Genomic DNA, 21289 nt, shown 5'->3' with positions numbered 1-21289 from the left:
CGATACGCCTGCCAAGCCAAGCTCATATGAAAGAAATTCATGAACAGAAGAAACCAGCACGTCATCGATGAAGAAGTAACATACGGCAAGCAGGAGCAGCTGGTGTCCACCACCGACAAGCGCGGTGTGATCACCTACGCCAACGACATTTTCTGCAAGGTAGCGGGGTATACCCCCGACGAGCTGGTCGGCAAGAATCACAATATCGTACGCCATCCCGACATGCCCAGGGCCGCCTTTCGGGATCTCTGGGAACACATGCAAAAGGGCCAGGCCTGGCGCGGCGCCGTCAAAAACCGCTGCAAGGATGGCCGTTACTACTGGGTGGATGCCTACGTCACTCCCATTTATGAAAACGGCGAGGTGACCGGCTATCAGTCAGTGCGTACCCAGCTGGACCCGGCGGTGCGGGCCCGGGCCGAACAGGCCTATGCCGGCCTGCTGGCCGCCGAGCAGCGTAAAACCCGGGCGCTTTCCCCCCGCTGGCGTACGCTGCGGCCCTGGCTGGGGGGAGCCACCCTGCTTGGCCTGCTGGCGGGCGCGTTTGCCAATGGCGGTGCAACGGGGCTTGTCTGGAGCCTGTTGCCTCTGGGCTGGCTGCTGCTTTGCTGTCGCGATCAGCTGTTCGGAACCCGCCACTATTTCCACCGCCTGGGCAAGGAGTACGACAGCCTGTCGCGGCTGGTCTATTCCGGCAACGCGCCCCATTCCATCGCCGACTACCACCTGGGGCTGTGGCAGGCCCGTACCCGCACCATACTGGGCCGGGTTGACGACGCCACCGGCTCGCTCAAGGCTCTGGCGGCGGGCATGATGCAGGCCATGACCGGCGCCCGGGACGATCTCAGCCGCCAGGACAGCGATACCCACCAGATTGCCGCCGCCATCGATGAAATGTCGGCCACCGCCCACGACATTACCCAGAACACCCAGAAGGCCGCCAGCAATGCGGAAGAGGCCCAGCACCAGTGCCATCTGACTCAGGAGCAACTGGAGCAGACCCGGCAGAAAATTGTGCAGCTGGCCCGGGAAGCAGAGCAGGCCGCCCAGGCCACGGTGGCGCTGTCGGAAGAGTCCAACCGCATCGGCACCCTGATGACGGAAATTCAGGGCATTGCCGATCAGACCAACCTGCTGGCCCTCAACGCCGCCATCGAAGCGGCCCGGGCCGGCGAGCACGGCCGGGGCTTTGCGGTGGTGGCGGAAGAAGTGCGAGCCCTGTCCACCCGCACCCACGGCGCGACCGAGCAGATCCAGGGCAGCATCGGCCAGATCCAGCAAACCCTGGCCCGCTGGCGCACCATGATGGATGCCAACATGGCCCACAGCCACGAGTGTGTGGAAGCCGCCGAGGCCGGCACCGAGAGCCTGTCCAGAGTGGTGCAGGAAATTGATCATATCGTGGGCGTAACCGTGGAAATTTCCGCCGCCGCCGGTCAGCAGGCGCTGGTGGCCGAGGAGATCAGCCGCAATGTGCACCAGATCTCCGAGGCCTCTTCCGCCAACCTGGGCAAGATCCTGCAGGTGGAAACCTCCAGCAAGGAGCTGCTGGCGCGCTCTCAGGGGCTGAACGACATGACCCGTACCTTCTCCTGATATGCCCAGGTCTGCCGAGCGGGCCATCCTGCAGCTGCTTGCCCTGGTGCCCGCCGGGCAAGTGGTGAGCTATGGCCAGCTGGCGGATCTGGCCGGCCTGCCCGGCAGGTCCCGGCTGGCGGGACGCGTGCTGCGCAACGCCGACACTCGGGACCTGCCCTGGCACCGGGTGGTGGCAGCCGACGGACGCATCAGCCTGCCGGCAGGCAGCTCGGCGGCGCAGGAGCAACGCGCCCGGCTGCTGGCGGAAGGGGTGACATTCACTGGCGCCCGGGTAAACATGCAAAAGCACCGCTGGCAGCCGGATCTGGCCGCCATGCTGATGCTGCTGAAAGGCTGAAGCGCGCCGGGCCTGTCAGTCCAGCTCGTCGATCAAATCGCTGACATGCACCTGAAAGGGAATGGTTTCGTCTTCCCGCTGCATTAATATCAGCTCGTTCTTGACGTCCACCTCCAGCACATAGCCGGAGCCGTCGGTGGTGTGGCAGATCATGCCGGGTCTCACTTCTCGAATATCCATATTCACTCCTGTTCAGGCCTGGCCTGAATGCATCGCACGTCATTCCCTGTGCTCAAGAGCCCTGCGTTCACGGCCCGGCCATGGCCGGGCCGTGCCCATCGTTATTTTTTGCCTTTCTGGTGCTGCTGCCACTTGCCGTCGACATAGTGGGCCGTCCAGCCGGTCGCTTTTTTATTGACCTCGGTCATCACGTATTGTTCCTTGTTTTTGCGGCTGAAGCGCACCACCGCCTTGTTGCCGTCCGGATCTTCGGTGGGCGCCTCGGCCAGATAACGGAACTTGGGCGGCAGCCTGTCCCTGAAGCGTACCAGCTCTTCCACCAGCGGGGCCCGGGTTTCCCGGGATTTGGGAAAGTTGCTGGCGGCCATAAAGAGACCGGCGGCGCCGTCACGCAGCACAAAGTAGGCATCGGACTGGCTGCAGGGCAGCTCGGGCAGATGCACCGGATCTTCCTTGGGCGGGGCCACTTCGCCGTTTTTCAGGATCTTGCGGGTGTTCTTGCAGTCTTCGTTGGTGCAGGCCATGTACTTGCCAAAGCGGCCGCTCTTGAGCTGCATGTCACTGCCACAACGATCGCAGTCGATCACCGGCCCCTCGTACCCCTTCAGCTTGAACTGCCCCTGCTCCAGCTCGTAGCCGTCGCAGTCCGGATTCTGCCCGCACACATGCAGCTTGCGCTTGTCGTCGATGAGGTAAGCGTCCATGGCGGTGCCGCACTTGCCGCAGCGGTGCTTGGCACGCAGGGCGTCGGTTTCCGCTTCCTCGTCGTTGGCCAGCACAAAGTCGTCACCGGGGATCAGGTTGATGGTCTGCTTGCAGCGCTCCTTGGGCGGCAGGGCATAGCCGGAGCAGCCCAGGAACACCCCGGTGGTGGCGGTGCGAATGCCCATTTTGCGGCCACAGGCCGGGCAGTCGATGTCGGTCAGCACCATTTCATTGGCGCGCATGCCGCCCTCTTCCGCCGGACGCTCGGCCTTGTCGAGCTCTTCGCTGAACTCGGCATAAAAGGCATCGAGCACCTGGGTCCAGTTGAGCTTGCCGCCGGCAATTTCGTCCAGCTTGCTTTCCATCTGGGCGGTAAAGTCGTAGTTCATCAGCTCGGCAAAGCTTTCCTGCAACCGATCGGCCACGATCTCGCCCATTTTCTCGGCATAGAAACGACGGCTTTCCACCTTCACGTAGCCCCGGTCCTGAATGGTGGAGATGATGGAGGCATAGGTGGACGGCCGGCCGATGCCGCGTTTTTCCAGCTCGCGTACCAGCGCCGCTTCGGTGAAGCGGGCCGGCGGCTTGGTGAAATGCTGCTTGGGAGTCAGCTCGTTCAGGGTCAGGGTTTCACCCGCCTGCACCGCCGGCAGCTCGGTGTCTTCCCCCTTGCGGCTCTGGGGCGTCAGCACCCTGGTCCAGCCGGCGAAGCGCAGAATGCGGCCCCGGGCCTTGAGTTCATAGTCGCCGGCGCGCACCGTGATGGTGCTGCTGTCGTACTGGGCCGGGGTCATCTGGCAGGCCACAAACTGGCGCCAGATAAGATCGTACAGCCGCTTGGCGTCGGCCTCCATGCCGTCGAGCTGGTCGGCGGACAGGGTTACGTCGGACGGACGAATGGCCTCGTGCGCTTCCTGGGCGTTGGCCTTGGCGCCATAGACGTTGGCGGACTCGGGCAGATAGGCACTGCCGTGGTGCTCCCGAATAAAGTCGCGCACCGAGGCCACCGCTTCCTGGCTGAGGTTGGTGGAGTCGGTACGCATGTAGGTGATGTAACCGGCCTCGTACAGTCGCTGGGCCAGCATCATGGTGCGCTTCACGCCAAAGCTCAGCCGGGTGCTGGCGGCCTGCTGCAGGGTAGAGGTGATAAAAGGCGCCGGGGGCTTGCTCTGGGTGGGCTTGTCTTCCCGGGAGGCCACTTCAAAGCGGCTTGCCCGCAGGGCGTTCACCGCGGCCATGGCATCGGCCTCGTTGGCGGGACGAAACTCCCTGCCCTGGTATTTGGCCACCATCATCGACAGCGCCAGCTGTTGCTCGTTGCTCAGCGCCACCTGAATGTCCCAGTATTCCTCGGGCACAAACGCCTTGATCTCACGCTCCTTTTCCACGATGAGACGCACCGCCACCGACTGCACCCGGCCGGCGGACAGGCCCCGGGCCACCTTTTTCCACAACAACGGCGACACCATGTAACCCACCACCCGGTCGAGAAAACGCCGGGCCTGCTGGGCGTTCACCCGGTTCAGGTTCAGTTCGGCCGGCTGGCTGAAGGCTTCCTGAATGGCCGACTTGGTGATCTCGTTGAACACCACCCGCTTGAAACGGTCATCGTCGCCGCCAATCAGCTCCTTCAGGTGCCAGGCAATGGCTTCCCCCTCACGGTCCAAATCCGTTGCCAGATAGATGGTGTCGGCCTTTTCGGCCAGGGCCTGCAGCTCGTTGACCACCTTTTCCTTGCCCGGCAACACCTGATAGTCCGCCTTCCAGCCCTGCTCGGGATCCACCCCCATGCGGGCGATCAGCGCCTTGTGCTCCTTTTCCTTTTTCAGCCGGGCCTTTTCTTCAGGACTCAGATGTTTGGTGTCGGTCTTGCGGGCAGCGGGCTTCTTGCCGCTGGCGGAGCCGGCGGTCGGCAGATCGCGCACATGGCCGACACTGGACTTGACCACATAGTTCCTGCCCAGGTACTTGTTGATGGTCTTGGCCTTGGCGGGCGATTCCACAATAACGAGAGATTTGCTCATAAAGCGCGTTGAAATCCTTAAAGTTCGGCCCCGTGCGGGCTGGTCGACGGCAGGGTCTTGACGGCTGTATAAGTGATATAACCGCAAAAAGCAAACTTGCCGGGCCCGGGCCTGAAAAAATTTCGGTGAATTTATATTTATTTATTAACGCCCTCCCATGCGCAGGAATCAACTGCTTTTTTACCGGGCCTGCCTGTTCGCCCGCTTTTTATGCATCATTATTCCCGTGCCATTTGCCCTGATAACTTTTGAGTTACAACCTGGCGGAAAACCCAAATATAATGGCCACACCCGACATTTATTCGGTTTATAAGCCTGTCTTAAAGGAGATTATCATGTCAGCAAGGGAAGCCAACTTTGACGGCCTGGTCGGCCCCACCCACAACTATGCCGGTCTGTCCTGGGGCAATGTGGCCTCGGGCAAGCATGCCCACAGCACCTCCAACCCGCGCCAGGCCGCCCTGCAGGGGCTCGACAAAATGAAGGCCCTTTCCGATCTGGGCCTGGTGCAGGGCGTGCTGGCCCCGCAGGAACGTCCGGATATGGCCACCCTGCGCCGTCTGGGCTTTACCGGCAGCGAAACGCAAGTGCTCGACAAGGCGTTCAGGGAAGCCCCCCTGCTGCTGGCGGCCTGCTGCTCGGCATCCGCCATGTGGACCGCCAACGCCGCCACCGTATCGCCCGGGGCCGACACCGCCGACGGCCGGGTGCATTTCACTCCGGCCAACCTGGTAAACAAGTTTCACCGTTCCCTGGAGCACGAGGTGACCGGACGCATTCTGCGCCGGGTGTTTGCCGACGAGAAACACTTTTGCCACCACTCGGCACTGCCGGCCCACGACGATTTTGGTGACGAAGGCGCCGCCAATCACACTCGCCTGCACGATGCTCAAGGCCGTGGGCTGGAGCTGTTTGTGTATGGTCGCAGCGCCCACCGGCCCGATGCCCCCGCCCCGCGCCGCTATCCGGCGCGCCAGACCCTGGAGGCCTCCCGGGCCGTGGCCCGGCTGCATGGCCTGGGCGAGCACAATACCGCTTTTATTCAGCAAAACCCGGACGTGATCGATCAGGGCGTGTTTCACAACGATGTGATTGCCGTGGGTAACGGCAATGTGCTGTTTTATCACCGGCAGGCCTTTCTCGATACGCACGCCATGCAAAACGAAATCATGGCCAAGCTGCCGGACGCCGGCATGCACTTTATCGAGGTGAGTGACGACGAGGTGCCGGTGGCGGATGCGGTGAGCAGCTACCTGTTCAACACTCAGCTGGTGACCCTGGCCCCCGGCCACATGGCGCTGATTGCCCCCACCGAGTGCGCCGACACACCCCGCGTCAGGGCCTATCTCGACCGCCTGACCGCCATGAATACCCCGGTGAAGGAAGTGCGTTTTATCGACGTGAAGCAAAGCATGCAGAATGGCGGCGGCCCCGCCTGCCTGCGCCTGCGGGTGGCCATGAGCGAGGCCGAGCTGGCCGCGGTCAACCCGGCCTGCCTGATGACGGATGAGCTGCACGGCCGCCTGAGCCAGTGGGTAAACCGTCACTACCGGGATCGCCTGAGTCCGAATGATCTGCGCGATCCGGCGCTGCTGACGGAGTCCCGTACCGCCCTGGACGAGCTGACCCGGATCCTCGACCTGGGCTCCGTATATCCGTTCCAGCGGTAACAGCGGGGAATGGGGAATGGGGAATGGGGAATGGGAAATGGGGCAAAAGTCTCATCACTATTCCCTGCTCCCTATTCCCGGCTTTAATCAGCCAAAGGGCCGCTGGCCGGCTTCATACAGCTTCATCAGTGCCCGGCTGACGCCCGCCTCCGCCGCCTTGCCGAGCTTGTCCTTCAGGGTCTGTTTCGGCTTGAACTGCAAACGGATAATGCGCTTGTCGGCACTTTGGGCCAGCAGGTAGTCGCTGCTGGTCTGCAGGCTGTCCACCAGTCCCAGCGCCTGAGCGTCACTGGCCAGCCAGTGCTCACCGGTGGCCACCTTTTCAAGATCCATTCTGGGCCGGTTTTCGGCGATAAAGGACTTGAAGCGCTGGTGGATTACCTCCAGCTCTTCCCGGAACTTGGCCCGGCCATGATCGTCGTTTTCCCCGAACAGAGTGAGGGTGCGCTTGTATTCTCCGGCGGTGTGCAGCTCAATGTCGATGTCCCGGTTTTTCAGGAACTTGTTGAAATTGGGCAACTGGGCCACCACGCCGATGGAGCCGACAATGGCAAAGGGCGCGGCGATAATGCGCTCGGCCACACAGGCCATCATGTAACCGCCGCTGGCGGCCACCTTGTCTACCGCCACCGTCAGCCTGAGGCCATGTCCCTTGAGCCGTTGCAGCTCGGCCGCCCCCAGGCCATAGCCGTGCACCACACCGCCGCCGGACTCCAGCCGCACCAGCACCTCGTCACCGGGCTCGGCCAGTTGCAGCAGGGCGGTCACCTCCCGGCTGAGGCCCGCCACCTCGTGGGCATCCATGCTGCCCTTGAAATCGAGCACATAGAGCCGGTTGCGGGCGTCACCCTGCTTTTTATCGGCCTTGTCGGCCTGCTTGAATTCCTGCTTCAGCGCCTTGCGCTGGGCCTCGGTGGCGGCGGTTTCCAGGCGCAGCCGCCGGGCCTGGCGGCGCAGCGCCGCGCTCAGATCCTTGACGCTGAGCCCGTCCGCCCCCTGTTTCTGCTTTGCCGCCACCCCGGCCACCAGCGCGATAATGACCGCCACCGCGGCCACCCAGGTCAGGGTTTTGGCCGCAAACAGGCCGTATTCATATAAAAATTCCACCATGTGTCTCCTCAGCTGGCTGTGGGCCTCATTGTAAAAGCCTCAAACAGGAACACCAATCGGCTTTTTTGCATTCGGCACTGGCATAGTGCCCCGGAGTCTGGTTTGATCGGCCCACACAGAATTGCGCACAGAGAACAAGGCACATGCTCGATTATCATCCATCCTCCGATCTGCTCAAGAACAAGGTCATTCTGGTTACCGGTGCCGGAGACGGCATTGGCCGCCAGGCCGCGCTGAGCTTCGGCGCTCACGGCGCCACCGTGGTGCTGCTGGGCAAAACGGTCAAGAAGCTGGAAGCCGTATACGACGAGCTGCTGGCTCAGGGCAGCCCGGAGCCGGCCATCATTCCCCTGGATCTGCAGGGCGCCACCAAGCAGAACTACCTGGACATGACCGCCACCCTGCGCCAGCAATTCGGCCGCCTCGACGGCGTACTGTTCAATGCCGGCCAGCTCGGCGCCCTCGGCCCCTTTGAAATGATTGGTGAAGACGAGTGGGACAAGGTGATGCAGGTCAACGTCAAGTCCCAGATGCTGATGACCCAGGCGCTGCTGCCGCTGCTGAAAGACAGCAAGCCAGCCTCCATCGTGTATACCAGCTCCGGCGTGGGCAAACGGGGCCGGGCCTACTGGGGCAGCTATGCCATCTCCAAATTCGCCACCGAAGGCATGATGCAGGTACTGGCCGCCGAGCTGGCAGACAGCGGGGTGCGTGCCAACTGCATCAACCCGGGCGCCACCCGCACCGGCATGCGCGCCCGCGCCTACCCGGCCGAGGCACCGTCGAGCCTGCGTACCCCCGCCGAGATCATGGGGCCCTACCTCTATTTGATGGGCGACGACAGCCTGAGCGTGAACGGACAGTCCATTGACGCCCAGGGCGATCGGGTGGCCCAGACGGCGCAGCCCCGAGCACAGGCTGACAGCCAGGGTAAAATCGGCTAAAACTGAAGCTGACACCCATAACAAGGGGCCGGGTCCTGGCCCCGTAACGGCACGGCCAAGGCAGGCATTTCAACCATGTATCGTCCCAAAAGCACGGTAGAGCAGTGGCGTATCTTTCAGGCGGTGGTCGACTACGGCGGTTACGCCCAGGCGGCGGAAAAGCTGAACAAGAGCCAGTCTTCCCTTAACCATGCGGTGGCCAAACTGCAGCAGGCGCTGGGGCTGGCCCTGCTGGAAGTGCGTGGCCGCAAGGCCTGCCTCACGCCCCAGGGCGAGGTGTTCCTGCGTCGCTCGCGCAAGCTCACCCAGGATGTGGAAAGCCTGGAGCGGCTGGCGGATATTCTGTCCAGCGGCTGGGAGCCGGTGCTGCGCATTGTGGTGGAAGCGTCCCTGCCCCGGGCGCCGTTGTACCAGGCCCTCGCCGAGTTCCGCCCCCGCTCCCGGGGCTGCCGCATTCATCTGGTGGAAACCCAGCCTTCCGGCTGCCAGACAGTGATCAGCCAGCAGGCCGCCAACCTGGTGTTTGCGTCCCGCGCCTACCCCAATATCACCTCGCTGCCCCTGGCCACCACCGTCTATGTGCCGGTGTGCGCGCCCGACCACCCGCTGGCGGCGCTGGCCGAAGTAGGCCAGACCGAGCTGGAACAACAACTGGAGCTGGTGCTGGCCGACGGCAACGAGCAGGAGGAAGGCTGGGCCCGGGGGGAACAACGCTGGATCATCAACCACCTGCACGACGCGCTGTCGCTGCTGCGCCGGGGGGTGGGCTTTGCCTGGCTGCCCCTGGACGTGGTCTCGCCCATGATCCACGACGGCATTCTGGTGCGACTGAACATGGCCAATCAGGCCCTGCGCAAGCGCTTTACCCACCTGATCCTGCCCGGCACAACCCCGCCCGGGCCGGCCGCCAGCCTGCTGCTGAGCCTTATTCGCCAGCATTACGACGGACACGAAGAGCCGGGCAACACGCCCTGAGCCTTGCCAGCCCGGGCCCGCTTCCTTATGCTCTGGGGCTCGCAGTTGACAAGGATTCACGCATGTTTGATTTCGATCAGTGGATAGACCGCCGCCCTACCCGCGCCCTCAAGTGGCTGAAATACGAAGGCACCGACATTCTGCCCATGTGGGTGGCCGACACCGAGTTCAAGGCGCCGCCCGCCGTGATTGAAGCCCTCAGTGAAAGGGTGGAGCACGGCATTTTCGGCTACAGCCGCCCCACCCCGGCACTGACCGAGCTGATTATCACCCGCCTGCGCGAGCGCTATGGCTGGGAAATTCAGGCCGACTGGCTGGTGTACATGCCCGGCGTGGTGCCGGCGCTGAACCTGGCCTGCCAGACCTTCAGCGAGCCGGGCAGCCACATTCTGATGCCCAGGCCCATCTATTACCCCTTCCTGCACGCGCCCGGTTTTCATGGCCGCAAGGCCGCTCATGTGGAGATGGTGGAAAAGGACGGCCGCTGGCTGCTGGATCTCGAGTCCCTCGAACGCCAGGCCAAGGACAGCGAGCTGCTGCTGTTCTGCAACCCGCACAACCCGGGCGGCACCATCTATACCCGCGAGGAGCTGCAGGCCATCAACGACATCGCCCGGCGCCACAACCTGGTGGTGTGCTCCGACGAAATTCACTGCGATCTGCTGCTGGACGAAGGCAAGCCCCACGTGCCCTATGCCGCCATTGACCAGGACGCCGCCGACCGCAGCATCATTCTGATGGCACCGAGCAAGACCTTCAACATCGCCGGCCTCTGCTGCTCCTTTGCGGTGGTGCCCAACCAGGCGCTGCGCACCCGCTTTATTCGTGCCGCCCGGGGTATCATGGCCGATGTCAACCTGCTCGGTTTTGTCGCTGCCGAGGCCGCCTATGCCGGTGGTGAGGAATGGCTGCAGGCCCAGCTCGACTACCTGCGCCAGAACCGGGACCTGCTGGTGGAACGCCTGAACGGCGTCCCCGGAGTGCGTGTGCTGTCTCCCGAGGCCACCTACCTGGCCTGGATCGACATCAGCGCCCTGAAGCTGGACGATCCCATCGGCTTTTTTGAGCAGGCCGGCGTGGGCCTGTCGCCGGGCGGCCAGTTTGGCGGCAGCGACTTTGTACGGCTGAACTTTGGCTGCCCCCGGGCCATGCTCGACGAGGCCCTGCACCGCATGATTGCCGCCATCAACAGCCGCTAGGCCGGCACTAATGCTGCCAAGGCCGGCCTCGGGGCCGGCCTTTTTGATCTTTGCGGTAATACTCAAAAGGAGCCTTTTCTTCTCGCCTTGTGAAGTTATTTTTTGCTATCTTTGAATGGCTTAGCTAAAAAATAACTACGACTGTTGAACCTTAAGACAAGGAAAAGGAACTATGTCGATCAAAAAAACCATCAGCGGTGCAGCGGCCATCATGAGCCTGGGACTGGGTGCCGGTGTTCCCGGTGCCATGGCGGCAGAGCAGAGTTTTATCACCATCGGTACCGGTGGTGTGACCGGGGTGTATTACCCCACCGGTGGCGCCATCTGCCGGCTGGTCAACCAGGGCCGGGCCGAACACGGCATTCGCTGCTCGGTGGAAAGCACCGGCGGCTCCCCCTACAACCTCAACTCCCTGCGCTCCGGTGAGCTGGAAGTCGGCATTGCCCAGTCGGATCTGGAATATCAGGCCCTGAAGGGCGAAGGCAGCTTTGCCGAGCAAGGGGCATTTGACGATCTGCGGGCCATCTTCGCCCTGCATGGCGAGGCAGTCACCATAGTGGCGCGCAAGGATGCCAACATCAAAACCTTTGAAGATCTCAAGGGCAAGCGGGTCAATATCGGCAACCCCGGCTCCGGCCAGCGCGATACCATGGAAGTGCTGATGCAGGCCTATGGCTGGACCCAGAGCGACTTCAGCCTGGTGTCCGAGCTGCGTCCCGCCGAGCACGGCCAGGCCCTGTGCGACAACCGCATCGATGCCTTTGTGTATGTGGTGGGTCACCCGAACGGCTCCATCAAGGAAGCCACCACCGCCTGTGAGGCCAACCTGGTGACGGTGCAGGGCGAAGTGATCGACAAGCTGCTGGCCGACAAGGCCTATTACCGTCACATCACCATTCCCGGCGGCGAATATGCCGGCGCCGACGAAGACGTGCACACCTTTGGCGTGGGCGCCAACCTGGTCACCAGCGCCAAGGTGCCCGACGAGCAGGTGTACCAGCTCACCAAGGCGGTGTTCGACAACTTTGACCAGTTTGTGCGCCTGCATCCGGCCTTTGCCAACCTCAAGAAAGAGGAAATGGTCAAGGACGGCCTGAGTGCGCCGCTGCATCCCGGCGCCCTCAAGTATTACAAGGAAGCCGGCCTGATCGAGTAACCGGCCTGCATCGGGGAAGCCCGCTTCCCTCACTGTTTCGGTCAGAAAGTATCCGGGGCGGCAAGCATGACTCTTGTCGCCCCGGTTTGTTGTTTATCCCTGACCTTCGGAGGAAAAGTTAATGTCCCATCCGCCTCAGGACAACACCCGGCACAAACTGGAGGAGATGCTGGCCCAGGCCGACACCGGCGGTCGTCATCCCACCGGCATTGGCCACTGGGTGCTGCTGCTGGTGCCCCTGTGCTGGGCCCTGTTTCAGCTGTGGTATGTCTCGCCCCTGCCGTTTATGTTCAATGCCGGCATTTTCAACGATACCGAGGCCCGCTCAATTCACCTGGCGTTTGCGGTGTTCCTGTCGTTCACCGCCTTTCCCGCCCTTACCCACTCGCCCCGGGACCGCATTCCCTGGCACGACTGGGCGCTGGCCCTGGTGGGCGCCTTTTGTGCCGCCTACCTGTTTCTGTTCTACCGGGAGCTGGCCAGCCGCCCGGGCCTGCCCATCATGCAGGATCTGGTGGTGGCCTGCATCGGCATGGTGCTGCTGCTGGAAGCCACCCGCCGGGCGCTGGGGCCACCGCTGATGGTGGTGGCGGCCCTGTTTCTGTTCTACACCTTTGCCGGCCCCTGGATGCCGGAGGTCATCGCCCACCGGGGCGCCAGCCTGGCCCGTACCGTCACCCACCAGTGGCTGACCACCGAAGGGGTATTTGGCGTGGCGTTGGGGGTATCCACCTCGTTTGTGTTCATGTTTGTGCTGTTCGGCTCCCTGCTGGAGCGGGCCGGCGCCGGCAACTACTTCATCAAGCTGGCCTTTTCCCTGCTCGGCCACCTGCGCGGCGGCCCGGCCAAGGCGGCGGTGGTGTCGTCGGGACTGTCGGGGCTGGTATCGGGCTCCTCCATCGCCAACGTGGTGACCACCGGCACCTTTACCATACCGCTGATGAAACGGGTCGGCTTTCCCGCCACCAAGGCCGGCGCAGTGGAAGTGGCCGCCTCCACCAACGGCCAGCTGACGCCGCCGATCATGGGCGCCGCCGCCTTTCTGATGGTGGAGTACGTGGGCATTTCTTACATTGAGGTGATCAAGGCGGCCATACTGCCGGCGCTGATCTCCTATGCGGCACTGATTTACATCGTACACCTGGAAGCGATCAAGGCCGGCATGCAGCCGCTGCAGCAGCGCCGTCAGCGCACCCTGGCCCAGCGCCTGGCCGGCTTTCTGACCATCATCATCGGCCTGATGCTGCTGTCGGCGGGAGTCTATTACGGCATCGGCTGGACCAAGACCCTGTTCGGCCCTCTGGCTACCTGGGTGCTGAGTGTGCTGGCGCTGATCATTTATGTGGCGCTGGTGGCCTGGTCGGCCCGGCTGCCGGACCTGGCCATGGACGATCCGGAAAACCCGGATATTCACATGCCCGAGCCCGGCCCCACCTTCAAGTCGGGCATCTACTATCTGCTGCCCATCGTGGTGCTGGTGTGGTGCCTGACCGTGGAGCGGCTGTCGCCCGGGCTGTCGGCCTTCTGGGCCACCCTGTTCATGATGTTTATCGTGGTGACCCACAAGCCGCTCAAGGCCCTGTTCCGCAAGGAAGCATCCCAAGGCATGCTGAGGGAAGGCGCCTTTGATCTGTTGATGGGGCTGGTGACCGGCGCCCGCAACATGATAGGCATCGGCGTGGCCACCGCCGCCGCCGGTATTGTGGTGGGTACCGTGACCCTCACCGGCATCGGCCTGGTGATGACCGAGTTTGTGGAGTTTATCTCCGGTGGCAGCCTGCTGCTGATGCTGATCTTCACCGCCGTCATCAGCCTGCTGCTGGGCATGGGCCTGCCCACCACCGCCAATTACATCGTGGTGTCCACCCTGATGGCACCGGTAATCGTCAACCTGGGGGCCCAGCACGGACTGATTGTGCCGCTGATTGCGGTCCATTTGTTTGTGTTCTACTTCGGCATACTGGCGGACGACACGCCGCCGGTGGGGCTGGCGGCCTTTGCCGCCGCCGCCATTGCCAAGGCGGATCCGATAAAAACCGGTATTCAGGGGTTCACCTACGACATTCGTACCGCCATTCTGCCCTTCATGTTCATCTTCAACACCCAACTGTTGTTGCTGGGTATCGACAGCTGGGCCGGCCTGCTGCTGACCATTGCCAGCGCCCTGGGGGCCATGCTGCTGTTTGCCGCCGCCACCCAGGGGTTCTGGCTGGTGAAAAGCCGCTGGTGGGAGACCTTGGCGCTGCTGCTGGTGGCCTTTACCCTGTTCCGGCCCGGCTTTTTCTGGGACCGGCTGTTCCCCCCCATGACCCAGTATGAGGCCAGCCGGTGGGAGCAGGTGGTGGAAAGCCTGCCCGCCAGCGAATCGATTATTCTGCAGCTGGGGGGCAACAACCTGTTTGGCGAGCCGGTGAACAAAATCGTCAAGCTCAACTTCGACGCCAGCCGGCCCGGTGCAGCTGAACGCCTGGCCAGCACCGGCATCAGCAGCCTGCGCACTCAGGATGACAAGGTGATCATCGACATGGTCGACTTTGGCAGCCAGGCCGAGCGGCTGGGGGTGGACTTCGATCTGGAAATCGTGGCGCTGCAACGCCCATCGGACCGGCCCGACAAGGAGTGGATGTTTATTCCCGCCCTGGCGCTGGCCGGACTGGTGGCCTGGCTGCAACGCCGGCGCCGGCTGGCCGAAGCCGGCTGAGCACAAGGCCGGCCCCGATGGCCGGCCTGCTGACGCAAAAAAGCCCGCTGCAAATGCAGCGGGCTTTTTGGTGTCTGGCGGAGGAGGTGGGATTTGAACCCACGGTAGGCTATTAACCTACGCCGGTTTTCAAGACCGGTGCATTCAACCACTCTGCCACCCCTCCTGACCCGGCGCATCATACTGCGGCCCGCCTTGTACTGTAAAGAGGGCGCCGGCTCAATTGCTTTTCAAATCATCACTTTGAGGTTTTTTTGAGGGGGCTTGTCTGAGCTGCCTCAGAAAATAGTCTCGCAGAAACTGCTCATCAAGGGGCGACAGATCAAAGTGCCGGCTGGCCTCGGCAATGGCGGCCGCATCGATTCGGGGCTGCTCGGTCAGCCAGTGCAGCGCCTTGCGCAAGGCTTCATGCTCACTCATGGCCTTCTCCTTTGCATCAGTAATGCGCATTTACCAAAGAGGACGGGCTTTTATTTTATATGCATTATAAATACAATTTAGCCGTTTGCTTTATGAGCATAGATTATAAAAACATCCTGTTCACGAGGTCTCGATGCACTTTAAACACCGTTTGCGCGACGCCAGTCTGGCCGGAGTTGCCGGCTTTACCGCCGTGATCTGCCTGAGTTATCTGAAAGACTGGACCCACTTCATGGTACTGAGTGCACCCATGGGCGCCACCCTGGTACTGCTGCTGCTGCTGCCCTCGGCCCCCCTGTCCCGGCCCAAAAACGTGATCCTCGGCCACCTGCTGACCACCTGCCTGACCGTGGCCGGCCTTGGACTGATCCCCGACCCCATGCTGGGCATTGGCATCTGCTTTGGTCTGGGCCTGGCCCTGATGGTATTGACCGACACCCTGCACCCGCCCGCCGGCGCCAACCCCATTCTGATTTACCTGTCGGGCGCGCACCTGAGCCCGCTGGATTTTATTCTGCCCACCCTGGCCGGCACCCTGTTCATGGTGGCCTTTGCCAGCGCCTATCATTATGTGTTTACTCACAGGCGCTATCCGTTTGGCCCCAAGTCTGCCCGGGCCGGCAAACCGCCGCTCGAAGAACCTTCCCGGGAAACGCCGGCACCTCAAACGGCAAAAGCCAGATCGGTCGCCGATTAACAGCAAAAGGAGCCGAAGGGCTCCTTTTTTGTCTGCCTCGCCGTCACCTGCCCCTCACTCCCTTCGAAGGCGGGAATCCATCACCTTCCGCCGCCACAAATCTCCATGACAAGATTCTTCATATAAAGATTAATATCCATTTTGTGACCAGCGTCACAACCATCATTGTTACAGATAAGTAACATCCTTTGTGCCCAAATGTGACCCGCATTTATGGCACTTTGCTTACCCTCTTCAATACAACGGACACAAAGGAACAGGAAGTCATGATAAAAAAATCCGCCCTGGCGCTGCTGATTGCCACCGGCTGCATGCCGGCCCAGGCTGCCGACTGGAGTACCACCGAGCTGCACTACCAGTTGGGTGAGCTCAAACAACAGCCCTTTGGCGCAAACCCGGATCAAACATCAACCACCAACATTTACACCCTGCAACATGCCAGCGGCTGGAAGTACGGCGACAATTTCTTTTTTGTTGACTACGCCGACTGGAAGGACGACCGGCGCCAGCGCGACTGGTATGGCGAAGGCTATTTCAACTTCAGCCTGGGTAAGATCAGCGGCCGCGACCTGAGCTTTGGCCCGGTTAAGGATGTAGGCATCGTCATGGGCGTAAACGCCGGCGGCGACAGCAAGGTACGCAAGTATCTGCCCGGTGTGCAGCTGGCCCTGGATGTGCCCGGAGCCGCCTTCTTCAATACCCTGATCACCGCCTATATCGACGACAATGTCGGTGTTGCCGGCGGCGGTGCCCCCAAGGAAAGCAACAGCTGGATGCTGGACACCGCCTGGGCTTTTCCGTTTGGCCTTGGCAACCACGACTTCAGCCTGGAAGGTCATCTTGAGTACATCGGCAGCCGCACCAACGAGTTTGGCGACAGGGTCAAGGCCCATGTGCTGGCCCAGCCCCAGCTGCGTTACGATCTGGGTAAAACCCTGTTCAATGAGCCCCAGCGGCTGTTTGTGGGAGTGGAATACCAGTACTGGCATAACAAGTACGGCAGCGCGGTGACCGAAAGCGCCGTACAGGGCCTGGCGGTCTGGCGCTTTTGAGCCCCCAACCACAAGTACCCAACAACAAAAGAGCGCCGAGGCGCTCTTTTTCATTACACAGGGAAAGGGGGTTTAACCCGTCAGGCAATGCCGGCTCAGAAATGGTATTCCAGCTGGAAGGTCGGGGCACGGGTGTCCACACCCGGCTTGCCGTGGTTACCGAACTTGTTGTCCCAGTATTCATAACCCACGCCGGCCCACAGGGTGTTGCTCTTGTCAAAGGCCAGTTGACCCACGTCCACCATCAGCGAGGTGCGCACCAGCACTTCCGGCTTGGTTTCGTTAAAGTTGTAATCCTTACCCTTGGCGCCGTTGTAGTTACCGAAGCCCTGGAACTTCATGGGTACCGGACCGGCATTAAAGGGCACGCCCCAGGCCAGATTCACAATGTAGTAGGGATCAAAACTGATATCGCTCTGCTGACAGAAAGGAGCTCCGCAATGGTTACGTTCATAGGCATAAAACAGGCTCAGATCCGCAAAGCCCTTGGGCAGGCCGAACTTCAGGGTCGGGCCCACCACCAGCAGTTGCTTGCGCGGAGCAAATTGAGTGTTTTTGGTATTGAGATCAACACCCGCGGTCACCGCCACTTCCTTGACCGGGCCAAAGCTCAGATCGGTGTCAAACACCTTGCCCAGGTGCAGCTGATGACGGTAGGTCAGGTAGGCTTCCAGCGCGCCATCACCTTCACCACGAGCGCTGCCGTTGGCCGGATCCATGTCGTCGGACTGCAGAATATCCAGATTAAAGAAGTTCTGGCCGTAGGCATAGCCGCTGGCATGGGTCAGCTGCAGTACATGCTTCTCCACATCATTGGGGTTGCTCGGCTCGGTAAATTCGGTACCGTACCGATAACCGATATAGGTGTCGGACCAGGTGGCCGCGCTCACTTGGGGAGCAACAGAAACGGCCAGGGCCAGGGCAGACAGGGTGAAAACGCGCTTGCAGGTGTGCTTCATAACCGTGATTCCTTCACATGGTTCAAAGGGTGAATCCTGACATGGATACAAAATAGTATTTTTTTGTGCTTTATTGCATTCCACATTTCAGCAATTGAATGATTACACAATGACACACCAAAAATCTACATTTTGTTTACAAAAGTGAATCAGCTTCAAAAAAATCCCATTCCCCTGACGCTTTTCATACCAGTTGCCCCTCGCCCAGCCGCACCGGCGAGACCATCAGCGCCGCCCGCTGGCCCAGCGCCACCCCGGCATTGGGGAACACCACCGCCTCGCCGCTGGTCCGGGCATACCAGCGGTGTTCACCGTCACTTGCCAGCAGGGCACCGGGCTCAAAGGACGTGAAATTGGATACATCATTGTTAAAACTGAAGCGAAAGTCCGCGCTGTGCTTGATGATCTCCTGGCTGACGTCAAACACCTCAAGCTCGGCCAGCTTCAGCGCCGGCGGCTGCCAGCCGGGGGTAGACAGCAGCGCACTCAGGCAATGCGCCATGTCTGCCAGCCGGCGCGCGTCGTTTTGGCCAAAGGGCATGACCTTGCCCAGCTCAAGGGTAAAGGCATGGGCGCCGAATGCGTGGGCACTGAAGTAACTGAAGGTGGTGGTGGGCGCCTGGGACAGCAGAATGGTATTCACCCCGGCGGCCTGCAGAAACGCCAGCTGGTTACGGCTGTAGGGCGCACCGTGGGTAAAGGGGTAGACCGCGAACTTCTCGTGCAGAGACGGCCGAATGGCGGTGTGCAGATCGTAATGCAGCCGTTCGCTGCCGGAGCGGGCCTCAAAAAAACGGGTGACATAACCTTCCAGCGCCGCCGCCCGCTGCCGCTCCCGGCTGGTTTTCTCACCCCGGGCGTGAGCCCCGGAAAACAACCGATTGAGATTTTCTTCCAGCTCCCGCACGCCGGCATTCATGGCCGCCGGATTGCCGAAGATCAGCAACAGCCGCTGCCGGCACTTCAGGTGGCCGGTCACCAGTTGTTGCAACAGGCGCTGACACAGCTCGATGGGCGCGGTTTCATTACCGTGAATGCCACAGGAAATGACAATATCCCGCGTCCCCGGCGAGGCCGGCTCCAGGCACAGAACGCCCGTGTCCCACACTTCGGCACGGGTGCCGTCGGCCAGCCGCTCGGTAAAGGGGGCCAGGTGCCAGGGATACTGTCTGCTGAGTTCAAGAAAATGTTCAAGCCGGCTTCCGCTCATAGATACCTCCAAAATTCCATTTCATTGCAATATATTCATATGCAATAAAACACGATTTCAGTATCAATGTCTAAAGCTTGTGGTTTGAACAAGGAAGAAGAAGCGGGCCGGCCATGATGGCCGGCCGCACGGGCTCAGACACCGGCCCTGACGAACACCGCATCCACCAGGCCACGGGCCTCGGCGATCAGCTGATCCAGGTGCGCCTCGCTGCGAAAGCTCTCGGCGTATATCTTGTAGACCTGCTCGGTACCGCTGGGACGGGCGGCAAACCAGCCCTGCCCGGTGACCACCTTGAGGCCCCCGATGGCGGCACCGTTACCGGGAGCGGCGGTGAGGCGGGCGACAATGGCATCACCGGCCAGGGTGTCGGCCTGCACATCTTCCGGGCTCAGCCCGGCCAGCACCCGCTTTTGCTCATGGCTGGCGGGAGCGTCCACCCGGCGGTAATAAGGACGCCCCAGCTCGCTGGTGAGCATGGCGTAATACTGGTGCGGGGTCTTGCCGGTCACCGCCAGCATTTCCGCCGCCAGCAGGGAGGGAATAAAACCGTCCTTGTCGGTGGTCCAGACGCCGCCGTTGCGACGCAGGAAAGACGCACCGGCGCTTTCTTCACCGACAAAGGCCAGCTCCCCCGCCATCAGGGCCTGAACGTACCATTTGAAGCCCACCGGCACTTCCATCAACGGCCGGTTCAGACTGGCCGCCACCCGGTCGATGATGGAAGACGACACCAGGGTCTTGCCCACCGCCAGGTTCGCCGGCCACTCGGGCCTGTGGGTAAACAGATAATGAATGCACACCGCCAGGTAATGATTGGGGTTCATCAGGCCGTCGGCATCCACAATGCCGTGGCGGTCGTAGTCGGGATCGTTGCCGCAGGCGATGTCGAACTGGTCCTTCAGCGCCAGCAGGCTGGTCATGCTCCAGGGACTGGAGCAGTCCATGCGGATTTTGCCGTCGTGATCCAGGGGCATAAAACCGAAATCCGCATCCTGGCGTGGATTGACCACGGTAATGTCGAGACCATAACGCTCGGCAATGTGCGGCCAGTAAGCCAGTCCCGAGCCCCCCAAGGGATCCACGCCAATGCGAATGCCCGCCTCGCGTATGGCGGCCATGTCGATGACGTCGGCCAGCTCGCTCACATAGTTGGCCACATAATCGTGAGGCACGGCGTTTGCGCGGGCCTCGGCAAAGGGCAGGCGGCGCACACCGGCATTGCCGGCGGCCAGCAGCTCGTTGGCCCGTTGCTGAATGCGCCCGGTCGCCTCGGCGCTGGCCGGCCCGCCGTCGGGGCCGTTGTATTTAATGCCACCATCCCGGGGCGGATTGTGAGACGGGGTGATCACAATGCCGTCGGCCACGCCGCCGTTGCCGGCCCGGTTATGGCCCAGAATGGCATGCGAGATCACCGGCGTGGGCGTATAGCCTCCGCCCTGCTGCACCCGCACCTCCACGCCGTTGGCCACCAGCACTTCCAGCGCCGCCCCAAAGGCCGCCTCCGACAGGGCATGGGTATCCATGCCCAGAAACAGCGGGCCGTCCATCCCCTGTTCCCGGCGGTATTCCGCCACCGCCTGGCAAATGGCGTGAATATGTGCCTGGTTAAAGCTGGTATCCAGGGCCGAGCCCCGGTGTCCGGAGGTGCCAAAGGCCACCCGTTGTGCGGGCACGGCGGCATCGGGCACCAGCTGGTAAAAGGCCGCCATCAGTTGAGGAATGTTGACCAGATCACCGGCTTCTGCCGGCTGGCCCGCTCTGGGGTGCGTGCTCATGTGTTATTCGGTCCTTGACGTCATCAGATACTCTGGCTGACCCGCTCGATCAGCCCGTGGGCATAGCCCATGGCGGCCATCAGCTGCGCCACTATGTTGCGCTTGCGGCCGGTATTGGTATTGGTGATCACCCAGTAGGGGCTGCCCTCGATGGCTCGGGGCTTGGTGGTGTTGCCCGCCGCCAGCAGGGCGGCCTCGGAGTCGGCAAAGTAAATGCGCTTGCGGCCCTTGATGTCGGAAGCCTGGGCAAAGGCGGCCGGATTTTCCCGGTACAGCACCGCCAGTATGGTCATAAAGCGTTCAATGGCGGAATCCTGCGCCGCCAGAACCCCGGAGGCCAGCATGTGACGCACGCCCTCACCCTGGGTGACGGCAGGTGCGGCAACCGGCCTGGGGTCGGCGTCGGCCTTGTTTTCCAGATTCAGCAGACGGCGCAATATGTCCGAGGCACTTTCACCGATATGCCGGGTATTGCTGGCGATATAACGGTAAAGCTCTTCATCCACCTCTATGGTTTTCATCATTTTTTCTGGCATATCCACTCCCAGTGAAGAGTGGGCGATTATACATGGA

18 protein-coding genes and 1 tRNA gene are annotated in these 21289 nt (G+C 61.7%); 10 read left to right on the top strand and 9 right to left on the bottom strand.

Annotated elements, in window-relative coordinates; translation table 11 throughout:
* Positions 1–39: 39 nt before the first annotated feature.
* The gene (locus tag PU634_RS06375) at positions 40–1596 is read left to right on the top strand and encodes a methyl-accepting chemotaxis protein (protein ID WP_306763223.1); all 1557 of its coding nucleotides are present in this window, start codon (positions 40–42) and stop codon (positions 1594–1596) included.
* A 1-nt stretch (position 1597) separates the two neighbouring features.
* Positions 1598–1936 carry an MGMT family protein gene (locus PU634_RS06370; protein WP_306763222.1) on the top strand — a complete coding sequence of 113 codons (339 nt, stop codon included), beginning with the start codon at positions 1598–1600 and terminating at the stop codon, positions 1934–1936.
* A gap of 15 nt (positions 1937–1951) precedes the next feature.
* On the opposite strand, the gene PU634_RS06365 is transcribed toward PU634_RS06370, so the two are convergent.
* The gene (locus tag PU634_RS06365) at positions 1952–2116 is read right to left on the bottom strand and encodes a hypothetical protein (RefSeq protein WP_306763221.1); all 165 of its coding nucleotides are present in this window, start codon (positions 2114–2116) and stop codon (positions 1952–1954) included.
* A 101-nt stretch (positions 2117–2217) separates the two neighbouring features.
* Complete coding sequence (topA, locus tag PU634_RS06360) at positions 2218–4845, bottom strand: type I DNA topoisomerase (RefSeq protein WP_306763220.1); 2628 nt, start codon at positions 4843–4845, stop codon at positions 2218–2220.
* Positions 4846–5180: 335 nt separating this feature from the next.
* Between topA and astB the strand changes: the two genes are divergently transcribed.
* Positions 5181–6515: an N-succinylarginine dihydrolase gene (astB, locus tag PU634_RS06355; RefSeq protein WP_306763219.1), complete on the top strand. Its 1335-nt coding sequence runs from the start codon at positions 5181–5183 to the stop codon at positions 6513–6515.
* A gap of 87 nt (positions 6516–6602) precedes the next feature.
* Here astB and sohB read toward each other — a convergent pair whose 3' ends face one another.
* The gene (gene sohB / locus PU634_RS06350; RefSeq protein WP_306763670.1) at positions 6603–7622 is read right to left on the bottom strand and encodes a protease SohB; all 1020 of its coding nucleotides are present in this window, start codon (positions 7620–7622) and stop codon (positions 6603–6605) included.
* Between the two features lie 146 nt (positions 7623–7768).
* Between sohB and PU634_RS06345 the strand changes: the two genes are divergently transcribed.
* The 5 genes from PU634_RS06345 (at position 7769) to PU634_RS06325 (ending at position 14600) form a co-directional block, all read left to right on the top strand.
* Positions 7769–8569: a YciK family oxidoreductase gene (locus PU634_RS06345; RefSeq protein ID WP_306763218.1), complete on the top strand. Its 801-nt coding sequence runs from the start codon at positions 7769–7771 to the stop codon at positions 8567–8569.
* A gap of 75 nt (positions 8570–8644) precedes the next feature.
* Positions 8645–9544: a LysR family transcriptional regulator gene (locus tag PU634_RS06340; RefSeq protein WP_306763217.1), complete on the top strand. Its 900-nt coding sequence runs from the start codon at positions 8645–8647 to the stop codon at positions 9542–9544.
* 62 nt (positions 9545–9606) lie between these two features.
* On the top strand, positions 9607–10743 hold the full coding sequence (locus tag PU634_RS06335) for a MalY/PatB family protein (protein ID WP_306763216.1): 1137 nt from the start codon (positions 9607–9609) through the stop codon (positions 10741–10743).
* 172 nt (positions 10744–10915) lie between these two features.
* Complete coding sequence (locus PU634_RS06330) at positions 10916–11899, top strand: TAXI family TRAP transporter solute-binding subunit (protein ID WP_306763215.1); 984 nt, start codon at positions 10916–10918, stop codon at positions 11897–11899.
* A 121-nt stretch (positions 11900–12020) separates the two neighbouring features.
* Complete coding sequence (locus PU634_RS06325; protein ID WP_306763214.1) at positions 12021–14600, top strand: TRAP transporter permease; 2580 nt, start codon at positions 12021–12023, stop codon at positions 14598–14600.
* A 75-nt stretch (positions 14601–14675) separates the two neighbouring features.
* Here PU634_RS06325 and PU634_RS06320 read toward each other — a convergent pair.
* Positions 14676–14766 (bottom strand) — tRNA-Ser (locus PU634_RS06320).
* 53 nt (positions 14767–14819) lie between these two features.
* Positions 14820–15020 (bottom strand): hypothetical protein, encoded by a 201-nt coding sequence (locus PU634_RS06315; RefSeq protein ID WP_306763213.1) that lies wholly within the window; start codon positions 15018–15020, stop codon positions 14820–14822.
* A 133-nt stretch (positions 15021–15153) separates the two neighbouring features.
* Here PU634_RS06315 and PU634_RS06310 point away from each other — a divergent pair, with 133 nt between their 5' ends.
* Both PU634_RS06310 and PU634_RS06305 read left to right on the top strand, forming a co-directional pair.
* Positions 15154–15717, top strand: a complete 564-nt coding sequence (locus PU634_RS06310; protein WP_306763212.1) for an HPP family protein — start codon at positions 15154–15156, stop codon at positions 15715–15717.
* 266 nt (positions 15718–15983) lie between these two features.
* On the top strand, positions 15984–16769 hold the full coding sequence (locus PU634_RS06305) for a nucleoside-binding protein (RefSeq protein WP_306763211.1): 786 nt from the start codon (positions 15984–15986) through the stop codon (positions 16767–16769).
* Positions 16770–16864: 95 nt separating this feature from the next.
* Here PU634_RS06305 and PU634_RS06300 read toward each other — a convergent pair whose 3' ends face one another.
* The 4 genes from PU634_RS06300 to PU634_RS06285 form a co-directional block, all read right to left on the bottom strand.
* Positions 16865–17728, bottom strand: a complete 864-nt coding sequence (locus PU634_RS06300) for a hypothetical protein (RefSeq protein ID WP_306763210.1) — start codon at positions 17726–17728, stop codon at positions 16865–16867.
* 184 nt (positions 17729–17912) lie between these two features.
* A complete protein-coding gene (gene astE / locus PU634_RS06295) occupies positions 17913–18938 on the bottom strand; it encodes a succinylglutamate desuccinylase (RefSeq protein WP_306763209.1) in 1026 nt (341 codons plus the stop codon).
* Between the two features lie 134 nt (positions 18939–19072).
* Positions 19073–20716, bottom strand: coding sequence for a phosphoglucomutase (alpha-D-glucose-1,6-bisphosphate-dependent) (pgm, locus tag PU634_RS06290; RefSeq protein ID WP_306763208.1), 1644 nt, complete (start codon positions 20714–20716; stop codon positions 19073–19075).
* A gap of 23 nt (positions 20717–20739) precedes the next feature.
* Positions 20740–21252, bottom strand: coding sequence for a replication initiation regulator SeqA (locus PU634_RS06285; RefSeq protein ID WP_371319626.1), 513 nt, complete (start codon positions 21250–21252; stop codon positions 20740–20742).
* Positions 21253–21289 lie beyond the last annotated feature (37 nt).

Source organism: Oceanimonas pelagia (genome assembly GCF_030849025.1).
Classification (GTDB): domain Bacteria; phylum Pseudomonadota; class Gammaproteobacteria; order Enterobacterales; family Aeromonadaceae; genus Oceanimonas; species Oceanimonas pelagia.
Note: the sequence above shows the minus strand (reverse complement) of the source record. Positions and strands in the feature narration are given on the sequence as shown.